11 protein-coding genes are annotated in these 15,603 nt (G+C 69.3%); 10 read left to right on the plus strand and 1 reads right to left on the minus strand.

Translation table 11 applies throughout. From position 1 onward, the window contains the following. Positions 1-50 precede the first annotated feature (50 nt). The 10 genes from MMG85_RS14490 (at position 51) to rarD (ending at position 14,935) form a co-directional block, all read left to right on the plus strand. The gene (locus MMG85_RS14490; protein ID WP_241046659.1) at positions 51-1,124 is read left to right on the plus strand and encodes a 3-deoxy-7-phosphoheptulonate synthase; all 1,074 of its coding nucleotides are present in this window, start codon (positions 51-53) and stop codon (positions 1,122-1,124) included. Between the two features lie 121 nt (positions 1,125-1,245). After that, positions 1,246-3,627, plus strand: a complete 2,382-nt coding sequence (locus tag MMG85_RS14495) for an EAL domain-containing protein (protein WP_241046660.1) — start codon at positions 1,246-1,248, stop codon at positions 3,625-3,627. A gap of 94 nt (positions 3,628-3,721) precedes the next feature. Next, a complete protein-coding gene (locus tag MMG85_RS14500; RefSeq protein ID WP_241046661.1) occupies positions 3,722-4,150 on the plus strand; it encodes a DUF2141 domain-containing protein in 429 nt (142 codons plus the stop codon). Between the two features lie 11 nt (positions 4,151-4,161). Beyond that, positions 4,162-5,685 (plus strand): carotenoid oxygenase family protein, encoded by a 1,524-nt coding sequence (locus MMG85_RS14505; protein ID WP_241046662.1) that lies wholly within the window; start codon positions 4,162-4,164, stop codon positions 5,683-5,685. A gap of 37 nt (positions 5,686-5,722) precedes the next feature. Next, positions 5,723-7,900, plus strand: a complete 2,178-nt coding sequence (locus MMG85_RS14510; RefSeq protein WP_241046663.1) for a hypothetical protein — start codon at positions 5,723-5,725, stop codon at positions 7,898-7,900. Positions 7,901-8,443: 543 nt separating this feature from the next. Further along, positions 8,444-9,460, plus strand: a complete 1,017-nt coding sequence (gene lipA, locus MMG85_RS14515; RefSeq protein ID WP_241046664.1) for a lipoyl synthase — start codon at positions 8,444-8,446, stop codon at positions 9,458-9,460. 212 nt (positions 9,461-9,672) lie between these two features. Next, on the plus strand, positions 9,673-11,853 hold the full coding sequence (locus MMG85_RS14520; protein ID WP_241046665.1) for a carboxy terminal-processing peptidase: 2,181 nt from the start codon (positions 9,673-9,675) through the stop codon (positions 11,851-11,853). A gap of 140 nt (positions 11,854-11,993) precedes the next feature. Continuing rightward, the gene (locus MMG85_RS14525) at positions 11,994-12,839 is read left to right on the plus strand and encodes a methylated-DNA--[protein]-cysteine S-methyltransferase (protein ID WP_241046666.1); all 846 of its coding nucleotides are present in this window, start codon (positions 11,994-11,996) and stop codon (positions 12,837-12,839) included. A 291-nt stretch (positions 12,840-13,130) separates the two neighbouring features. Next, on the plus strand, positions 13,131-14,036 hold the full coding sequence (gene yedA / locus MMG85_RS14530; RefSeq protein WP_241046667.1) for a drug/metabolite exporter YedA: 906 nt from the start codon (positions 13,131-13,133) through the stop codon (positions 14,034-14,036). Beyond that, a complete protein-coding gene (gene rarD, locus MMG85_RS14535) occupies positions 14,033-14,935 on the plus strand; it encodes an EamA family transporter RarD (RefSeq protein ID WP_241046668.1) in 903 nt (300 codons plus the stop codon). The genes yedA and rarD overlap by 4 nt, the downstream gene beginning before the upstream one ends. Before the next feature lie 84 nt (positions 14,936-15,019). Here the strand turns inward: rarD and MMG85_RS14540 are convergent, their stop codons facing one another. Beyond that, positions 15,020-15,601, minus strand: a complete 582-nt coding sequence (locus MMG85_RS14540; protein WP_241046669.1) for a hypothetical protein — start codon at positions 15,599-15,601, stop codon at positions 15,020-15,022. Positions 15,602-15,603: the final 2 nt, after the last annotated feature.

Here is a 15,603-nt window from a genome sequence, read left to right on the forward strand (position 1 = left end):
GCCGCCAGCGAACCTGGCGGCTTTTTTGTTGACCCGGAGAACAACCCCCCATGGCCCCCCATACCGACGACCTGCGCATCCGCCGACTCGATGAGCTGGTGACGCCCGCCGCCGTGATCGCCGAACTGCCCTGCGACGACGCCGTCTCGCAGACCGTGTCCGATGCGCGCGGCGCGTTGCACGACATCCTGCATGGCCGCGACGACCGGCTGATCGTGGTGGTCGGCCCGTGCTCGATCCACGATCCCGCCTCGGCGATCGACTATGCCCGGCGCCTGAAACCGCTGCGCGATGCGCTGGCCGGCGAGCTGGAGATCGTCATGCGCGTGTACTTCGAGAAGCCGCGCACGACGGTGGGCTGGAAAGGCCTGATCAACGATCCTGCGCTGGACGGCAGTTTCGACATCAACCGCGGGTTGCGCCTCGCGCGCCGCCTGCTGCGCGACATCAATGCGCTCGGCCTGCCGGCGGGCTGCGAATACCTCGACACCATCTCGCCGCAGTACATCAGCGACCTGGTGGCGTGGGGTGCGATCGGCGCGCGCACCACCGAAAGCCAGGTGCACCGCGAGATGGCGAGCGGCCTGTCGTGTCCGGTCGGCTTCAAGAACGGCACCGACGGCAACGTCAGGATCGCGGTGGATGCGGTGGGTGCGGCGTCGCATCCGCATCATTTCCTGGCGGTGACCAAGGACGGGCGCTCGGCCATCGCCGCCACCGCCGGCAATCCCGATTGCCACGTCATCCTGCGCGGCGGCAAGACGCCCAACTACGACGCCGCCAGCATCGAGGCTGCCAGCCAAGTGCTGGCGAAGGCCGGACTGCCGGCGCGCCTGATGATCGATGCCAGCCATGCCAACAGCGGCAAGAACCCGGACAACCAGCCGGCCGTCGTCGACGACATCGCCACGCAGCTGCGCGCGGGCGAGCACCGCATCGTCGGCGTGATGGTGGAAAGCCACCTGGAAGGCGGGCGCCAGGACCTGGTGGCGGGGCAGCTGCTGCGCTACGGGCAGAGCATCACCGATGGCTGCCTGGCGTGGGAGCCGAGCGTCCACGTGTTGCACGCGCTGGCCATCGCCGTCCGCGAGCGGCGGAACGCGCGCGCCGAACGTGCGGCCTGACACAGAATCGCCCTCCACCGCTTGCGCGCCGGGCAAGGCGGCGCAGTAATATCGAAGTCGCAAGTCGTTGATTAATGTGAACTTTTCACATTAACGGCCTGCGCCACTTCGGGAGCCGCGCATGCGCGCGCTGTGGCAGCAACTGCGTACCTGTTGGACGTTGCCGGACGGAACCGGCGAGGCGCGCGCCTTGCTGCTCACCCGGCAGCTGCGCACGCATTTCTGGATCGCCCGCGGTTACGCCGTCACCAACATGCTCACCGCCCTGGCGCTGCTGGCCGCGGTATGGCCGGGACCTGCCGGGCACGTCGGCAGCCTGCGCTGGCTGGTGATCTTCAGCGTGGCCCAGATCGGCTGGGGCGTGTACGCGCACTGCATGCTGGGGAAGCGGCATGAACGCCCGCGCGTGCTGGCGCGGCGTGCCGTGCTGGCATCGCTGTTCTGGTGCAGCATCACCGCGGTGGGATGGGGCGTGGGACTGGTGGCGGTGTCGCGCCAGATCGACGATCCGGGCATGTTGCTGCTGTTCTCGGCGTCCACCACCGGCATCATGTCGACCGGCGCCATGGTGGGGTTCTCGCTTCCGCTGCTGTCGCTGGCCTGGCTGCTGGTCCTGCTGGGAGCGGGCTGCCTGATCGTGCTGGGCATGGGATTGCAGTACCAGCAGGTCACGCTGCTGCTGCTGGGCTTCTATGCCTGCGTGCTGTTCAGTGCCGTGCTGTTCACCTCCTGGCAGTTCGTCCGGCGTTTCCAGGCAACGCTGGATGCCGAGGACGGACGCGAGAAGGTACGGCTGCTGCTGGGCGACCTGGAGAACACGTCGCGCGACTGGCTGTGGGAATCCGACCGGCGCGGCTGCCTGACGCGCGTCAGTGCGCGCCTTGCCATCGTATTGGGCTGCGACCGACGGCGCCTGCTGGGCCGCGATCTGGCCGGGCTGTTCTCCGCGCAGCGCCTGCTGGTGGTGGAAAGCGACCACCATGTGGGCGTGGAGGCGCTGCGGGCGCGGCTCGACGCCGGGCATGCGTTCAGTGGCGTCGTGGTCGAACTGGGCACGCCGGTCGATCCCTCCAGTTGGCGCATCAGTGCCCACCCGCTGCAGACGGCGACCGGCGAATGGGTGGGCTGGCGCGGCGTGGGATGCGACGTCTCCGATGCCCGCCTGCGCGAGGCCGAGGCGATGCGTCGCGAGCGCCATCTGCATCATCTCGCGCACCATGACGCGCTGACCGGCCTGCCCAACCGTCGCAGCTTCCTGGAGGCCTCCGCGGCCGAGCAGCCGGGGCGCGGGCGCATGGCGGTGGCGCTGATCGACCTGGACAACTTCAAGGCGATCAACGACAGCCTGGGCCATTCCACCGGCGACCAGGTGTTGCGGTTCGTCGCCGAACGCCTGAAGCGCGCGATCGATCCGGGCGATCTGCTCGCGCGCCTGGGCGGCGACGAGTTCGCCCTGCTGCTGCGCGGCCTGGACGACGATGCCGTGCAGGACGCGCTGCGGGGACGGCTGATCCGCATCCAGGACGCGCTGCGCCAACCGGAGGTGATGAACGGCTATCGCATCGATGTGCGCGCCAGCATCGGCGCGACCCTGGTGGACACGTGGCCCGCCGACGTGGGCGAATGGTTGCGCCAGGCCGATATCGCCCTGTACGCGGCCAAGGCCGAGGGGCGCGACACGCTGAGCCTGTACGACCCCCGCATGAGCGAACGGATCGAGGCGCGGCTGGCCCAGATCAGCGATCTTTCCGACGCGGTGGGACAGGGCCGGCTGGAGGTCCACTACATGGCCCAGCATGGGGTAGACGACCTGCGTGTGCAGGGCTACGAAGCGCTGGTGCGCTGGCGGCACCCGGTGTACGGACAGATTTCGCCGGGCGATTTCATCCCGGTGGCCGAATCCTCCGGCGTGATCGTCCCGCTCGGTCTGTGGGTGCTGGAACGGGCATGTCGCGACGCGCTCGCCTGGCGCGATCCGGTGATGGTGGCGGTCAACGTGTCGCCCGCGCAGCTGGGGGCCGCGGGACTGGTCGAGTCGGTGCTGGACGTGCTGTACCGGGTGGGCCTGCCGCCCCACCGGCTGGAACTCGAGATCACCGAGTCCGCACTGGCGCGCGATCCCCGCATGGCCCGCGGCGTGATCCAGCAGCTGCGTGCGGCGGGCATGCGCATCGCGATGGACGATTTCGGCGTGGGGTATTCGTCGATGGCGCAGTTGCACGAGCTGCCCTTCGACCGCATCAAGCTCGACCAGTCGTTCGCCGCGGCGCTGCTGCAACCTGCTGCGCGCGACATGACGGTGTCGATCATCAGCTCCATCGTGCAGATCGCGCGCACGTCGGGGATGCAGGTGACCGCCGAGGGCGTGGAGACCGAGGCGCAACTGCAGGCGCTGCGCGAACTGGGCTGCGATGCGGTGCAGGGGTTCCTGCTCGGCCGCCCGGTGCCCGCCGCGCAGGTGGGGCAACCCGGAGCGGGCAGGGCGCCGCGGCGGCGCAGATGACTTCCGGCAGGTGGAAGTGGTGACGGCTGGCAACTGACCGGCTGCGGTGCCGTGCCGACACTGGCGCCACGTCCCGCCCATCACGGAGTCCGCCATGAACCGTTCCATCCGCCGCACGCTGTCGTTCGCCACCCTGCTGGCCGCCGCCATCGCGCCCGCGCACGCCGCCGACCTGATCGTCACCCTGCGCGACGTGCGCGTGCAGACCGGCCTGATCAAGCTGGCGGTGGTCGACTCCCAGGCCGGGTGGGACGGCCAGGCCAAGCCGGTGCAGGCCGACGGCGCGCCGCCCAGCGGCGACACCGCGACCTTCGTGTTCAAGGGGCTGGCACCCGGTGCCTATGCCGTGCTGGTGACCCACGACGAGAACGGCAACGGCAAGCTCGACAGCAACATGATCGGCATGCCCGTCGAGGCCTACGGCTTCAGCAACAATCCGCGCGTGATGCGCAAGCCGACCTGGGACGAAGCGCGCATCGACGTCGGCGCTGACGACGCCGCCATCGACATCACCCTGCGTTGAGGCGCGTCGCCATGGACCGCCGCCGCTTCCTGCGCACCCTGCTTTCCGGCGCCACCGCGCTGGCCGTCGCCCCCACGCTGCTGCGCAGTGAGCACGCCTTTGCCGGCGATCCTGCGCGGTTCGCCGCCGGCCTGCGCGCACAACCCTGGCTGGCGGGCTGGTCGTCGGTCCAGGCCGAAACGCTGGGCCCGTCCACCGTGCAGATCGAGGGCCGGTTGCCGGCAGGTTTTGCCGGCACGCTGTACCGCAACGGTCCCGCGTGGACCGAGCGCGCCGGCTTCCGTTACGAGCACTGGTTCGATGGCGACGGCATGGTGCATGGCTGGCGTTTCAATGGCGACGGCACCCTGGGCCACCACGCCCGCATGGTCGCCACGCCGAAGTTCACCCGCGAGCAGAAGGCGGGGCGTTTCCTGTATCCGGTCGCCGGCACGTCCATCCCGGACATGCAGCCGATCCGCAACAACGACGATGCCAATACGGCCAACACCTCCGTCACCATGATCAACGGGCGCCTGTTTGCGCTGTCCGAAGCGGGTTCGGCGTTCGAGCTGGATCCCGATGCGCTGACCACGCTCGGTCCGGTGACCTGGCGCCCGGACCTGGCCGCGATCCCGTTCTCCGCCCATCCGCTGGTGGACCGCGATGGCTCGTCATGGAACTTCGGCTCCATCTCGATGATGGGCGGCAACGGCCTGGTGGTGTGGCACATCGGCCGCGACGGCACGCTGGCCTCGGCCGACGTGCTGGAGACGCCGGTGCCCGGCTATCTGCACAGTTTCGCCATGACCGAGCGTCATCTGGTCTTCGCCTTGATTCCGTTCCGCTACCGCGAGGGCCATGGTGCGTTCTTCGAGCGCCTGCGGTTCCAGCAGGATCAGCCGCTGCGCATCGCCGTGGTCGACAAGGCGACGCCCGCGCAGGCGCGCTGGTTCGAGGCCGACTTCGCCGCCATCTACCATTTCGGCGACGCGCACGAGCGCGATGGACGCATCACCGTGCGCGCCGTGCAGCACGTGGATGTGGAGGAGGCGCGTTCGCCGATGAAGGCGGCGATGAATGGCGACGTGCACGGCGACGCGCACAGTGGCACGGGGACGTTGCGTGAGCTGGTGCTGGACCTGCGCAGCGGCAAGGCGCAGTGGCAGGAGACCGGCATCGCAGGGGTCGAATTCCCGATGTTCGATGCGCGCACCGCGTCGTCGTCGCCCGCGCGCCTGTATGCGCCGATCCATGCCGAGGGCTCGACCGCGCCGTACTTCAGCCGGATCGGTGCGTTCGACCTCGTGCGCGGTCGCCGCCAGGTGCACGACTACGGCCGCGACGTGCTGGTGGAGGAACACCTGTTCGTCCCGCGTCCCGGCAGCACGCGCCCCGACGAGGGCTGGCTGGTCGGCACGCTGCTCGATGCGGCGCGCGGCCGCAGCGGCATCGCGGTACTCGATGCGCAGCGGGTGGACGACGGCCCGCTGGCGCAGGCCTGGCTGCCTTACACCGTGCCGCTGGGTTTCCACGGCCACTTCGCCGCACGCTGAGCCACCCCGCCCGCGCCGGATGCGGCATCCTGTGCGGATGGAACGGACATCCTTTCGCCGTAACGCCCTGCGCTGGCTGTGCCGGGGGCTGATCGCCCTCGTCGCGACGTATGCGCTTTACCTGGTCGCCGGCAACGTGTTCCTCAACACGGCCCTGGGCGAGAAGGCCTTGAATCGCAAGCCGGATCGTTTCCAGATGCACTGGGCGTCCGGCCGTACCTGGTGGCCAGGACGCGTCAGCCTGCGCGGGGTCGCGCTGCGGGGGCAGGCGCGGCGCATCGCCTGGGAAGCGCAGGCCGCGCAGGTGGAGGGACGCATCGCACTGTGGCCGCTGTTGTCGCGGCGCCTTCACGTGCCCGACGTGCGCGCCGACGACGTCCAGGGTGGCATCCGTCGCGTCGCCAAAGAACTCGTGCCGCCGCCGCCACGCGAGGGCGGCTGGGAACTGCAGTTCGACAGCATCGGCAGCGACTCGATCCGTCGCGGTCACTTCGATGGCCTTGAGCTGCGGGGTGTGGGACGCGGCGATGTCGGCTTCTACAAGCAGCTGCGCGGCGGGCCGATGGAACTGATGCCCTCGCGCGTGGCCTTCGCCGAAGCGCGGCTGCTGCGGGACGGCGCGGAAGTGCTGCGCGAGGCCACGCTGGAGGCGCGCTTCGCGATCGACCGGCATCGGCGCGAGGACGCGGCCGGTATCGACAAGCTGCTGAAGACGCAGGTCGACCTGATGCTGGCCGGACGCACCGCCGGCCTGGACGTGGCGGTCGGTCCGCAGGGCGCGGTGACGGTGAAGCCGGTGGCCGGCGAAGGGCGTGCCGACATCGCGCTGGGCTTCGATCGGGGCGCGCTGAAACCGGGCGGGCGCGCGCAATGGACCATGGCGGTGGCGGGCAACGACATCGCCGGGGCGGTGCGTCACGACATCCTCGGCATCGACGTGGCGGTGGACGAGGACATCGCGATCAAGGCGACGGTGCCGCCGCAGGCCGACGGCCGGCTGGCGGTGGAAGCCGACCTGCGTCTGCGCGGCCGGCAGGTGCCGCTGCGCGATTTCGCCCGGGTGCTGCCGCGCGCGTCCGGTCATCTCGTCGGCAGCTGGCACTTCGATTCGCTGCGCTGGCTGTCCGGCCTGTTCCCGCAGGCGCCCTGGCTGACGCTCGACGGCGCCGGCGCGGTCAGCGCCGATGTGCAGGTGGTGGAGGGCCGGCTGGCGGCGGGCAGCCGCATCACCGTGCCCGAGGTCGACGCGGTGGCCGAGGTGATGGACAACCGCATCCGCGGCCGCGCGCGCGCCGACATCCGGCTGGACGCCGGCAAGGACGGCGCGCTGGTGCCGCGGCTGCAGGCCACGCTGGACCGCTTCGACATGGCGCCGCTGAAGACGCCGGATACGCCGTATGTGCAGGGGCGGCACCTGGCCCTGACGATCAATGCGGATGGCCCGCTGGCGCAGCTGCGCGATGCCCTGCAGGCGAGGGTCGTGTTCAAGGACGCGCGCGTGCCCGACCTGCGCGTCTACAACCCGTTCCTTCCGCGCCGGCAGATGCGCTTCGAAGGCGGCGCCGGTGTGCTCAGTGGAGACCTGTCGCTGGACGCGGCGGGCGAAGTGGGACACGGCACGGTGCGCATCGCCGGTCGTGGCACCCGCATGCACCTGGCCGGCATCCAGCTGCGCGGCGATATCGACCTGGACCTGAAACTCCGTCGTGCCGACCTGAAGCGGCGGCTGTTCGTCGCCGACGGCAGCACCGTGCGCGTGCGCAATGTCGGCTTCGCCGAACCCGGCGGCGAGTCGCGCCGCGGCTGGTGGGCGCAGGTGAGGCTGGACCGGGCGCGCCTGGACATCGACAGGCCGATCAGCGCCGGCGGCGGTGCCGACGTGACCATGAAGGATGTCGGCTTTCTGCTGGCGCTGTTCTCCCGGCAGAAGGAGTATCCGGCGTGGGTGTACCGGCTGGTCGATGCCGGCCAGGCGCGGGTGCAGGGCCGCGTGCAGTGGCGCGACGACGTGCTGATCCTGGACCGGATGCAGGCACGCAACGACCGCTACGACATGCTGGCGCGGCTGCGACTGCAGGGCGACCAGCGACAGGGCGACCTGTATGCCCGGTGGCGCGCGCTGAGTGTCGGCATGGAAGTCCGGGGCCCGCAGCGCACGCTGCATCTGGTGCGTGCCAAGGCCTGGTACGACGGGCGCCCGCATTACCTCAAATAGCCGCGCCGGCCGGGATGGTTGCGCGCGGTATCGCGGGCTCGCCTGTTCAGGTAAACGCAGTGAAGAACGTAACCGGCGTTCTGACGAACGGTCGGGAATTGGTCTGATATCGGTAACATCCAGCAACGACGCGGGTTTTGCTGGTGTTCATATTCGTGACATCACAGCAAGGGTCAGTGAACCGCCCGGTTCTGTTTTGCAGTGCAGCGTGCAACACCTGTAATCCACCCTTCACGATGGCCCCGCATCCCGACGTGGGGGAGGGAGCAAGCCCGCAATGACCTGGTCATTGCGGGCTTTTTTATGCCTGTGTTCCGGGGAACGAACCTCCGCTATGCGTGCTTCGCTTGGTGCGGTCCCGCGTGCCATGTCATGGGCCGGGTGTCCGGGGGGGGGGCAGCCCTATATTGCCGGCCGAGCGTGTCGATCGCTTCCGGTTCGGCGGCTCCCGGTCCCGGGCGCGTCTCCAGGAGGCCTCGTCCATCACGCGTCGGCGCGGCGTTCCAGGTCCAGGCGTGCGGGGAAGGGGCTAGAATTGCCGCCATGGCCGATACCCCCGCACGCGTGATTCCCCTCCAGGTCGTCAGTTCCGCGCCCGCGTCGCTGGAAACCGGCGCCAAGCAGCTCGGCGGCGACAAGATTGCCCGCTCGCCGGTGCAGTTCGCCGATGCCCCGGTCCTGCGCAAGCCGTCGTGGATCCGCGTGCGCATCCCGTCCGACGGTTCGGTGGCCAGGCTCAAGGCCAAGCTGCGCGAGAACCGCCTGGTCACGGTCTGCGAGGAAGCCAGCTGCCCCAATATCCACGAGTGCTTCGGCCACGGCACCGCCACCTTCATGATCCTGGGCGAGGTCTGCACGCGCCGCTGCTCGTTCTGCGACGTCGCCCACGGCCGGCCCAAGCCGCCGGATGCCTCCGAGCCGTTGAGCCTGGCGAATACGGTCGCCGACATGGGCCTGAAGTACGTGGTGGTGACCAGCGTCGACCGCGACGACCTGCGCGACGGCGGTGCCCAGCATTTCGTCGACTGCATCGCCGCCATCCGCGAGCACTCGCCGGCCACCCGCATCGAGATCCTGACGCCCGATTTCCGCGGCAAGGGCCGCATGGACCGCGCGCTGGAGATTCTGGCGGTGAATCCGCCGGACGTGTTCAACCACAACATCGAGACCGTGCCGGACCTGTACCCCAACGTCCGCCCCGGCGCCGACTACCAGTGGTCGCTGACCCTGCTGCAGCGGTTCAAGCAGCAGCATCCGCACCTGCCCACCAAGTCCGGGATCATGCTGGGCCTGGGCGAGACCATGGAACAGGTGCAGGGCACGCTGCGCGACCTGCGTGCGCACGATGTCGACATGGTCACCATCGGCCAGTACCTGCAGCCCACCGCGCACCACCATCCGGTGTTGCGCTACTGGACGCCTGACGAGTTCAAGGCGCTGGAGGAATACGGCATGGCGCTCGGCTTCAGCCACGTCGCCTCCGGCCCGCTGGTGCGTTCGTCGTACCACGCCGACCAGCAGGCCGCGCAGGCGGCCTCCAGCAGCCGCCAGGCCGGCTGAGCCGTCCACCGTAGCGCGCGACCCGGGCGACCGTCCGGGCGCAATGGCGTGCATGGCGCGGGATCGCGGCAGGGCCGCGGTTCACCTTTTCCTACGCCCCGGCCCTTAGGCTGCCGAAAGGCAGATGACAAGGCACGCAACTTTGTGCACTGTCATCGTGTCGCATCCGCTGTCCGTTCCAGCCTGACGGCCCCTTGGGCCATGAGTACGCAATGACCTTGAAGAAAGCCCCCCTCCTGCTGCTGGCCCTGGCCCTCTCGACCCCGCTGGCGCTGCTCGCGCGCGGCGAGGGCGAGGCGATCACCGTGGCGCCCACCGCCGACCAGGCCAACACGTCCAAGCTGGTCTACGGCCTGCTGTCGGACAGCCGCTACGCCTACCGGCCGCGCCCGCTGGACGACACGCTCTCGCAGGACGTCTTCAAGCGCTATTTCGAGGCGCTCGATGGCGGCAAGCAGTTCTTCACCGAAGCCGACGTGGCGCGTTTCGCGCCGTACCGCACCAAGATGGACGACGCCATCCGCAGCGGCGACCTGGCCCCGGCCTACGAGATCTTCACCGTCTACAAGCAGCGTGTCGGCCAGCGCGTGGCCTATGCCCGCGCGCTGCTGAAGCAGGATTTCGATTTCAACGGCAACGAGCGCTGGGAATACGACCGCGAAGACGCGCCGTGGGCCGCCGACGGCAAGGCGCTGGATGCGATCTGGAAAAAGTCGGTGATGAACGACTGGCTGCGCCTGAAGCTGGCCGGCAAGAAGCCCGACGACATCCGCAAGACGCTGGACAAGCGGTACGCCAACCTGCAGCGGAGCATCAACGAGCTGAAGACCGAAGACGTCTTCCAGACCTTCCTGAATTCCTATACCGGCGCGATCGATCCGCATACCGACTATTTCACCCCGCGCACCGCCGAGAACTTCAACCAGTCGATGTCGCTGTCGCTGGAAGGCATCGGCGCCGTGCTGCAGCGGCAGGACGACCTGGTGGCGATCCGCGAGATCGTGCCGGGCGGCCCGGCCGACCTGAGCGGCAAGCTGAAGATCGGCGACCGCATCGTTGCGGTCGGCCAGGGCAAGTCGGGACCGCTGACCGACGTGATCGGCTGGCGCATCGACGATGTCGTCGCGCAGATCCGCGGCAAGAAGGACACCCAGGTCCGCATCGAATACATCCCGGTCGAAGCCGGCATCGACGGCAAACATGCGCAGGTCACCATCACCCGGCAGAAGGTCAAGCTGGAAGAGCAGGCCGCCAAGTCCGAGATCATTTCGCTGCCGGCCACCGGCGGCGAGCCCGCGCGCCGCATCGGCGTGATCAAGCTGCCGGCGTTCTATCAGGACTTTGAAGGCCGCCGACGCAATCCGAACGACTTCAATTCCGCCACGCGCGACATCGCCAAGCTGCTGGCCCAGTTCAAGACCCAGGGCGTGGACGGCGTGGTGATGGACCTGCGCAACAACGGCGGTGGTTCGCTGGACGAAGCGGTCGAGCTGACCGGCCTGTTCGTCGACAAGGGGCCGGTGGTGCAGGTGCGCGAATCCGGTGGCCGGGTGACGGTCAACAGCGATCGCAAGCCCGGCGTGTCGTGGGACGGCCCGCTGGCGGTGCTGATCAATCGCGCCTCGGCATCCGCATCCGAAATCTTCGCCGGCGCCATCCAGGACTACGGTCGTGGTCTGGTGATCGGCGAGACCAGCTTCGGCAAGGGTACCGTGCAGAACATGGTCGACCTGGACCGCTGGCCGGCCAACGAGGCGCCGCGCTTCGGGTCGGTGAAGCTGACCATCGCGCAGTTCTTCCGCGTGGCCGGCGGCAGCACCCAGCACAAGGGCGTGGTGCCGGACATCGCGTTCCCGGTGAGCGTCGATGCCAGCGAGTACGGCGAGAGCACGTACGACAACGCCCTGCCGTGGACGCGCATCGCCGCGGTCCCGCATACGCAGTACGGCAACTTCGCTCCGTTGCTGCCGCGGCTGGAAGCGCTGCACGCGGCGCGCTCGGCCAAGGACAAGGAATTCCAGTGGTGGTCCGAGGACGTGGCGCAGTTCCGCGCCGAGGCGGCGAAGAAGTACGTGTCGCTCAACGAAGCCGAACGTCGCGCCGAGCGCGATCGCCAGGACGCGCAGCGCAAGCAACGGCAGGCCGAACGCAAGGCGCTGGGGCTCGCCCTGGATCCGCTGGCCGAGGACCTGGCCGACGACGGTCTGGGTGCGTCCGAGCGCGATATCGTCAAGGATGCGCAGCGCGAGAAGCTGGCGGACAAGCGCCCCGATCCGCTGCTGCGCGAGTCCGCGGCCATCCTGTCCGACGCCATCGGCATCCTCGGCCAGGACCGCAAGCTGTCGGCGCAGGTGCTGCCCGATTCGCCGGGTCCGGGCCGCTGGGCGGAATGAGGCAGTGTGAGTGGTGAGGAGTGAGCGTACGCAATGCGCTCTTCCTCGTTACTCACTCCTCCGCGCTCACGCCTCGGATGAAGCGCAAGATCCGGATAGTCGGGCTGGCGCACTCGCCCTAGTCTGGGCGCATGGACACCATGTCGCGCCGATCGCTTTCCACCTCTGACGTTCCTGTCGCCGATCCGCTCGATCAGGCGCGTCGCCTGCTCGACGAGGGCGAGCCCTCGTTGTCGGAACTCGCTTCGCACACCGGCCTGAGCGCCTCCCACCTGCAGCGCCGCTTCCGTTCGCGCTTCGGGCTGAGTCCGGCCGAATACCTGGCACGCAAGAAGCTCGGCACGCTGAAGAGCGCGCTGCGCGAAGGTCGCGACGTCACCACCGCTTTGTACGACGCCGGCTACGGTTCGCCGTCGCGGCTGTACGAACAGGGAGCGGCGAAGCTGGGCATGACCCCGGCCACCTACCGCGCCGGCGGCCGCGGCGTGGCGATCCGCTGGACGCTGGTCGACACCGTGCTCGGTCGCGCGCTGGTGGCGGCCACCGAGCGCGGCATCTGCGCGGTCGAACTGGGCGATGACGATGCCGCGCTGGAGCGGCGGCTGCGCGACGAGTTTCCGCTGGCGCAGACCGAGCGGGTCGATGCCGGTCGCGACGACTACCTGGCACCCCGCTTGCGTGCCGTTGCCGAGCGGCTGGCGGGACGCGAGGCCGACGTGCCGGTGGACCTGCTGGGCACCGGCTTCCAGCAACGGGTCTGGGAGGCGCTGATGAAGATTCCCGCGGGAGACACCGTCAGCTATGCAGGACTGGCGCAGTCGCTGGGCGCACCGCGTGCGGCACGGGCGGTGGCCAGCGCCTGCGCGCACAACCGCATCGCGGTGGTCGTGCCCTGCCATCGCGTGATCCGTGGCGACGGCTCGCCCGGTGGCTACCGCTGGGGCCTGCCGCGCAAGCAGCAGTTGCTGGCGCGCGAACGCGGCTGATCGACGCGTCCGTTGTGGGCGCGACGTGAGTCGCGACGGGTGTGCGGGGTGGCTGCATCGTGTCGGTGGAGCCCGCAGGTGGGGGCGACGCCGTGATGCGCGCGCGCATGATGTCCAGAGCGCTCCATCGCGACTTGCGTCGCTCCCACACCTGTGACCCCGGACCCGGCGCCGTCTTGAAGGCAGCTCAAGCCTGCCCGGAAAGGTTTCAAGCGGCTGCGGACAGGGCTGTCATCCCGTTGGTCCGCCGCTGGCCTAGAATTGCACCACACCGCACTCCCCACGGTTCCCATGAACGCTTCCGTTTCCGCCGCGCCCGCGCGTGGCGGGCTTGCCGTCGCTGCCGCCCTGGCCATCGTCTACGTGGTCTGGGGTTCGACCTATCTCGGCATCCGCATCGCACTCGAAGGCGGCTTCCCGCCCTTGCTGATGGTGTCGGGCAGCCGCTTCGTCGCGGCCGGCGTGGTGATGTTCCTGTTCCTGCGCTGGCGCGGGGTCGCACCGCCGACGCGGGCGCAGTGGAAGAACGTGCTGGTGATGGGCGCGCTGCTGCTGCTGATGGGCAACGGCATGGTGGTGCTGGCCGAACAGACGGTGTCGTCCGGCCTGGCCGCCGTCGCGGTGGCCTCGATGCCGCTGTGGATGGGCCTGTTCGGCGCGCTGCGCGGCCAGCATGCGACGAAGGCCGAGTGGCTGGGCATCGTCATCGGCTTCGCCGGCGTGGTGTGGCTCAACGCCGGCAGTTCGCTGACCGGTTCGCCGGTCGGCCTGGTGTTGCTGCTGATCGCGCCGATCGCGTGGGCCTACGGGTCGGTGTGGTCGCGCGGCCGCGATCTGCCCTCGCCGTTCATGACGGCGGCGGCGCAGATGCTGGCGGCAGGCGTGATGCTGGTGGTCGCCGGCCTGTTGCACGGCGAACGCTTCAACACGGCGGACTGGACGCTCACCGGCGGACTGGCGGTGGCCTACCTGGCGGTGTTCGGCTCGATCATCGCCTTCACCGCCTATGTGTGGCTGCTGCACCATGCGCGCCCGGTACTGGTCGGCAGCTATGCCTACGTCAATCCGGTGATCGCGGTGGCGTTGGGCGCTTTCATCGCCGGTGAAACCTTCACGCGCCACGATCTCGGCGCGATGGCGGTGATCCTGGCGGGCGTGGTGTTCATCACGCTGGCACGGGCGCGCCAGGCGAAATGAGCGCGCCCATCGACCGCAAGGGGCTGGCGATCACCGCCGGCACGTTCCTGATCTGGGGCGTGGTGCCGCTGTACTGGCATCTGCTGAAGGCGGTACCGTCGTTCCACATCATCGCGCACCGCATCGTGTGGAGTGCGGTGCTGGTGCTCGGCTGGCTGCTGCTGAAGCACGGACGCAGCTGGTGGCGGCAGGTCCGTGCGCAGCCGCGCGCGGTGCCACTGCTGGGCGTCAGCAGCCTGCTGATCGCGTTCAACTGGGGCCTGTACATCTGGGCGGTCAATGCGGGCCATGTGGTCGAGACCAGCCTGGGTTACTTCATCAATCCGTTGATCAACGTGGTGCTGGGCGTGCTGGTGCTGCGTGAACGGCTGTCGCCCGCGCAATGGGTCGCGGTGGGCTTCGCGCTGCTCGGCGTGGCCTGGCTGACGCTGCAGGCGGGCTCGCCGCCGTGGATCGCGTTGGGCCTGGCGTTCTCGTTCGGCCTGTATGGGCTGGTGCGCAAGCTGGTCGCGGTGGATCCGGTGGCGGGCCTGGGTGTCGAGAGCCTGTATCTGTTCCTGCCGGCGCTGGCCTATGTGGTCTGGGGCGAGTTCGGCCACGGTGGCGGCTTCATCAGCGGCTACGGCTGGAAGAACGACCTGCTGCTGGTGTTCGGTGGCGCGGTCACCGCGGTGCCGTTGATCGGCTTCGCCTACGGCGTGCGTCGCATCCCGCTGTCGGTGGTGGGCCTGCTGCAGTACATCGCACCGAGCATCCAACTGCTGATCGGCGTGCTGGTGTTCCGCGAAGCCTTCGGCATCGAGCGGGCGATCGGCTTCGCCGCCATCTGGACCGGGCTGCTGATCTTCGCCACGGACGGCCTGTGGCGTGCGCGCCGTCGCGACATGGCGGCGGCGTAGCGCGGAGCTTGCTCCGCTGCACCTTTGACACGAGACGTGAGCCGGGCGAGCCCGGCTCTACGAGGGGTCAACAGCGCGTGCGTCCTAGCCTTGCGCAGCGGGCGCCGGGCACGGGCCGCCGGCGTCGGCCCAGGTCTTGAACGCGGCGACGAACTGGTCGTGCGGTACCGGCACCGGGGCGCGTTCGCCGCCGGGATTCCAGCCCCACAACACCAGCTTGTCTTCCGCCACGTGCTTGAGCAGGGCGTCGAAGTCGCGGTCGCCGTTGCGCTTCTTGTCCTGGATCATCGCGCACAGCTGGTCGGCCGGCAGGCCGATCCAGGCCATCTTCTGGTCCGGCGGCGGCAGCTGCCAGTGCGGGGCGCCCGGCGGTGCGTGCGGGCCGTAGCTGGCGGGCGCGTTCTGTTCGGCATGGCAGGTGGAACAGGGCAGGCCGGGCGCGCCCTTGCCCTCCGGTCCACGTGCCACGTTCATCGCGTGCGGCGTCTGCGTATCGAACTGCAGCGGGGCATCGCCCGGGATGTGGCAGTTGCTGCAGCGCGGGTGCTGGAACACCTTCTCCACCGTGGCGAAGGCGGTCAGCGCCTGTGCTTTCTGCTCCTCGCTGATGCGGGGACCGCAGGCGGTCAGCAGGAGTACGGTCAGGGACATCAGGGCGATGCGCATGG

Source organism: Pseudoxanthomonas sp. LH2527 (assembly GCF_022539275.1).
GTDB lineage: Bacteria > Pseudomonadota > Gammaproteobacteria > Xanthomonadales > Xanthomonadaceae > Pseudoxanthomonas_A.

What these genes read in the sequence shown, in the direction of transcription:
- MMG85_RS14490 (WP_241046659.1), top strand. Translation starts at nt 51, where the DNA reads ATGGCCCCCCATACCGACGACCTGCGCATCCGCCGACTCGATGAGCTG.
- MMG85_RS14495 (WP_241046660.1), top strand. Translation starts at nt 1,246, where the DNA reads ATGCGCGCGCTGTGGCAGCAACTGCGTACCTGTTGGACGTTGCCGGAC.
- MMG85_RS14500 (WP_241046661.1), top strand. Translation starts at nt 3,722, where the DNA reads ATGAACCGTTCCATCCGCCGCACGCTGTCGTTCGCCACCCTGCTGGCC.
- MMG85_RS14505 (WP_241046662.1), top strand. Translation starts at nt 4,162, where the DNA reads ATGGACCGCCGCCGCTTCCTGCGCACCCTGCTTTCCGGCGCCACCGCG.
- MMG85_RS14510 (WP_241046663.1), top strand. Translation starts at nt 5,723, where the DNA reads ATGGAACGGACATCCTTTCGCCGTAACGCCCTGCGCTGGCTGTGCCGG.
- lipA (WP_241046664.1), top strand. Translation starts at nt 8,444, where the DNA reads ATGGCCGATACCCCCGCACGCGTGATTCCCCTCCAGGTCGTCAGTTCC.
- MMG85_RS14520 (WP_241046665.1), top strand. Translation starts at nt 9,673, where the DNA reads ATGACCTTGAAGAAAGCCCCCCTCCTGCTGCTGGCCCTGGCCCTCTCG.
- MMG85_RS14525 (WP_241046666.1), top strand. Translation starts at nt 11,994, where the DNA reads ATGTCGCGCCGATCGCTTTCCACCTCTGACGTTCCTGTCGCCGATCCG.
- yedA (WP_241046667.1), top strand. Translation starts at nt 13,131, where the DNA reads ATGAACGCTTCCGTTTCCGCCGCGCCCGCGCGTGGCGGGCTTGCCGTC.
- rarD (WP_241046668.1), top strand. Translation starts at nt 14,033, where the DNA reads ATGAGCGCGCCCATCGACCGCAAGGGGCTGGCGATCACCGCCGGCACG.
- MMG85_RS14540 (WP_241046669.1), bottom strand. Translation starts at nt 15,601, where the DNA reads ATGCGCATCGCCCTGATGTCCCTGACCGTACTCCTGCTGACCGCCTGC.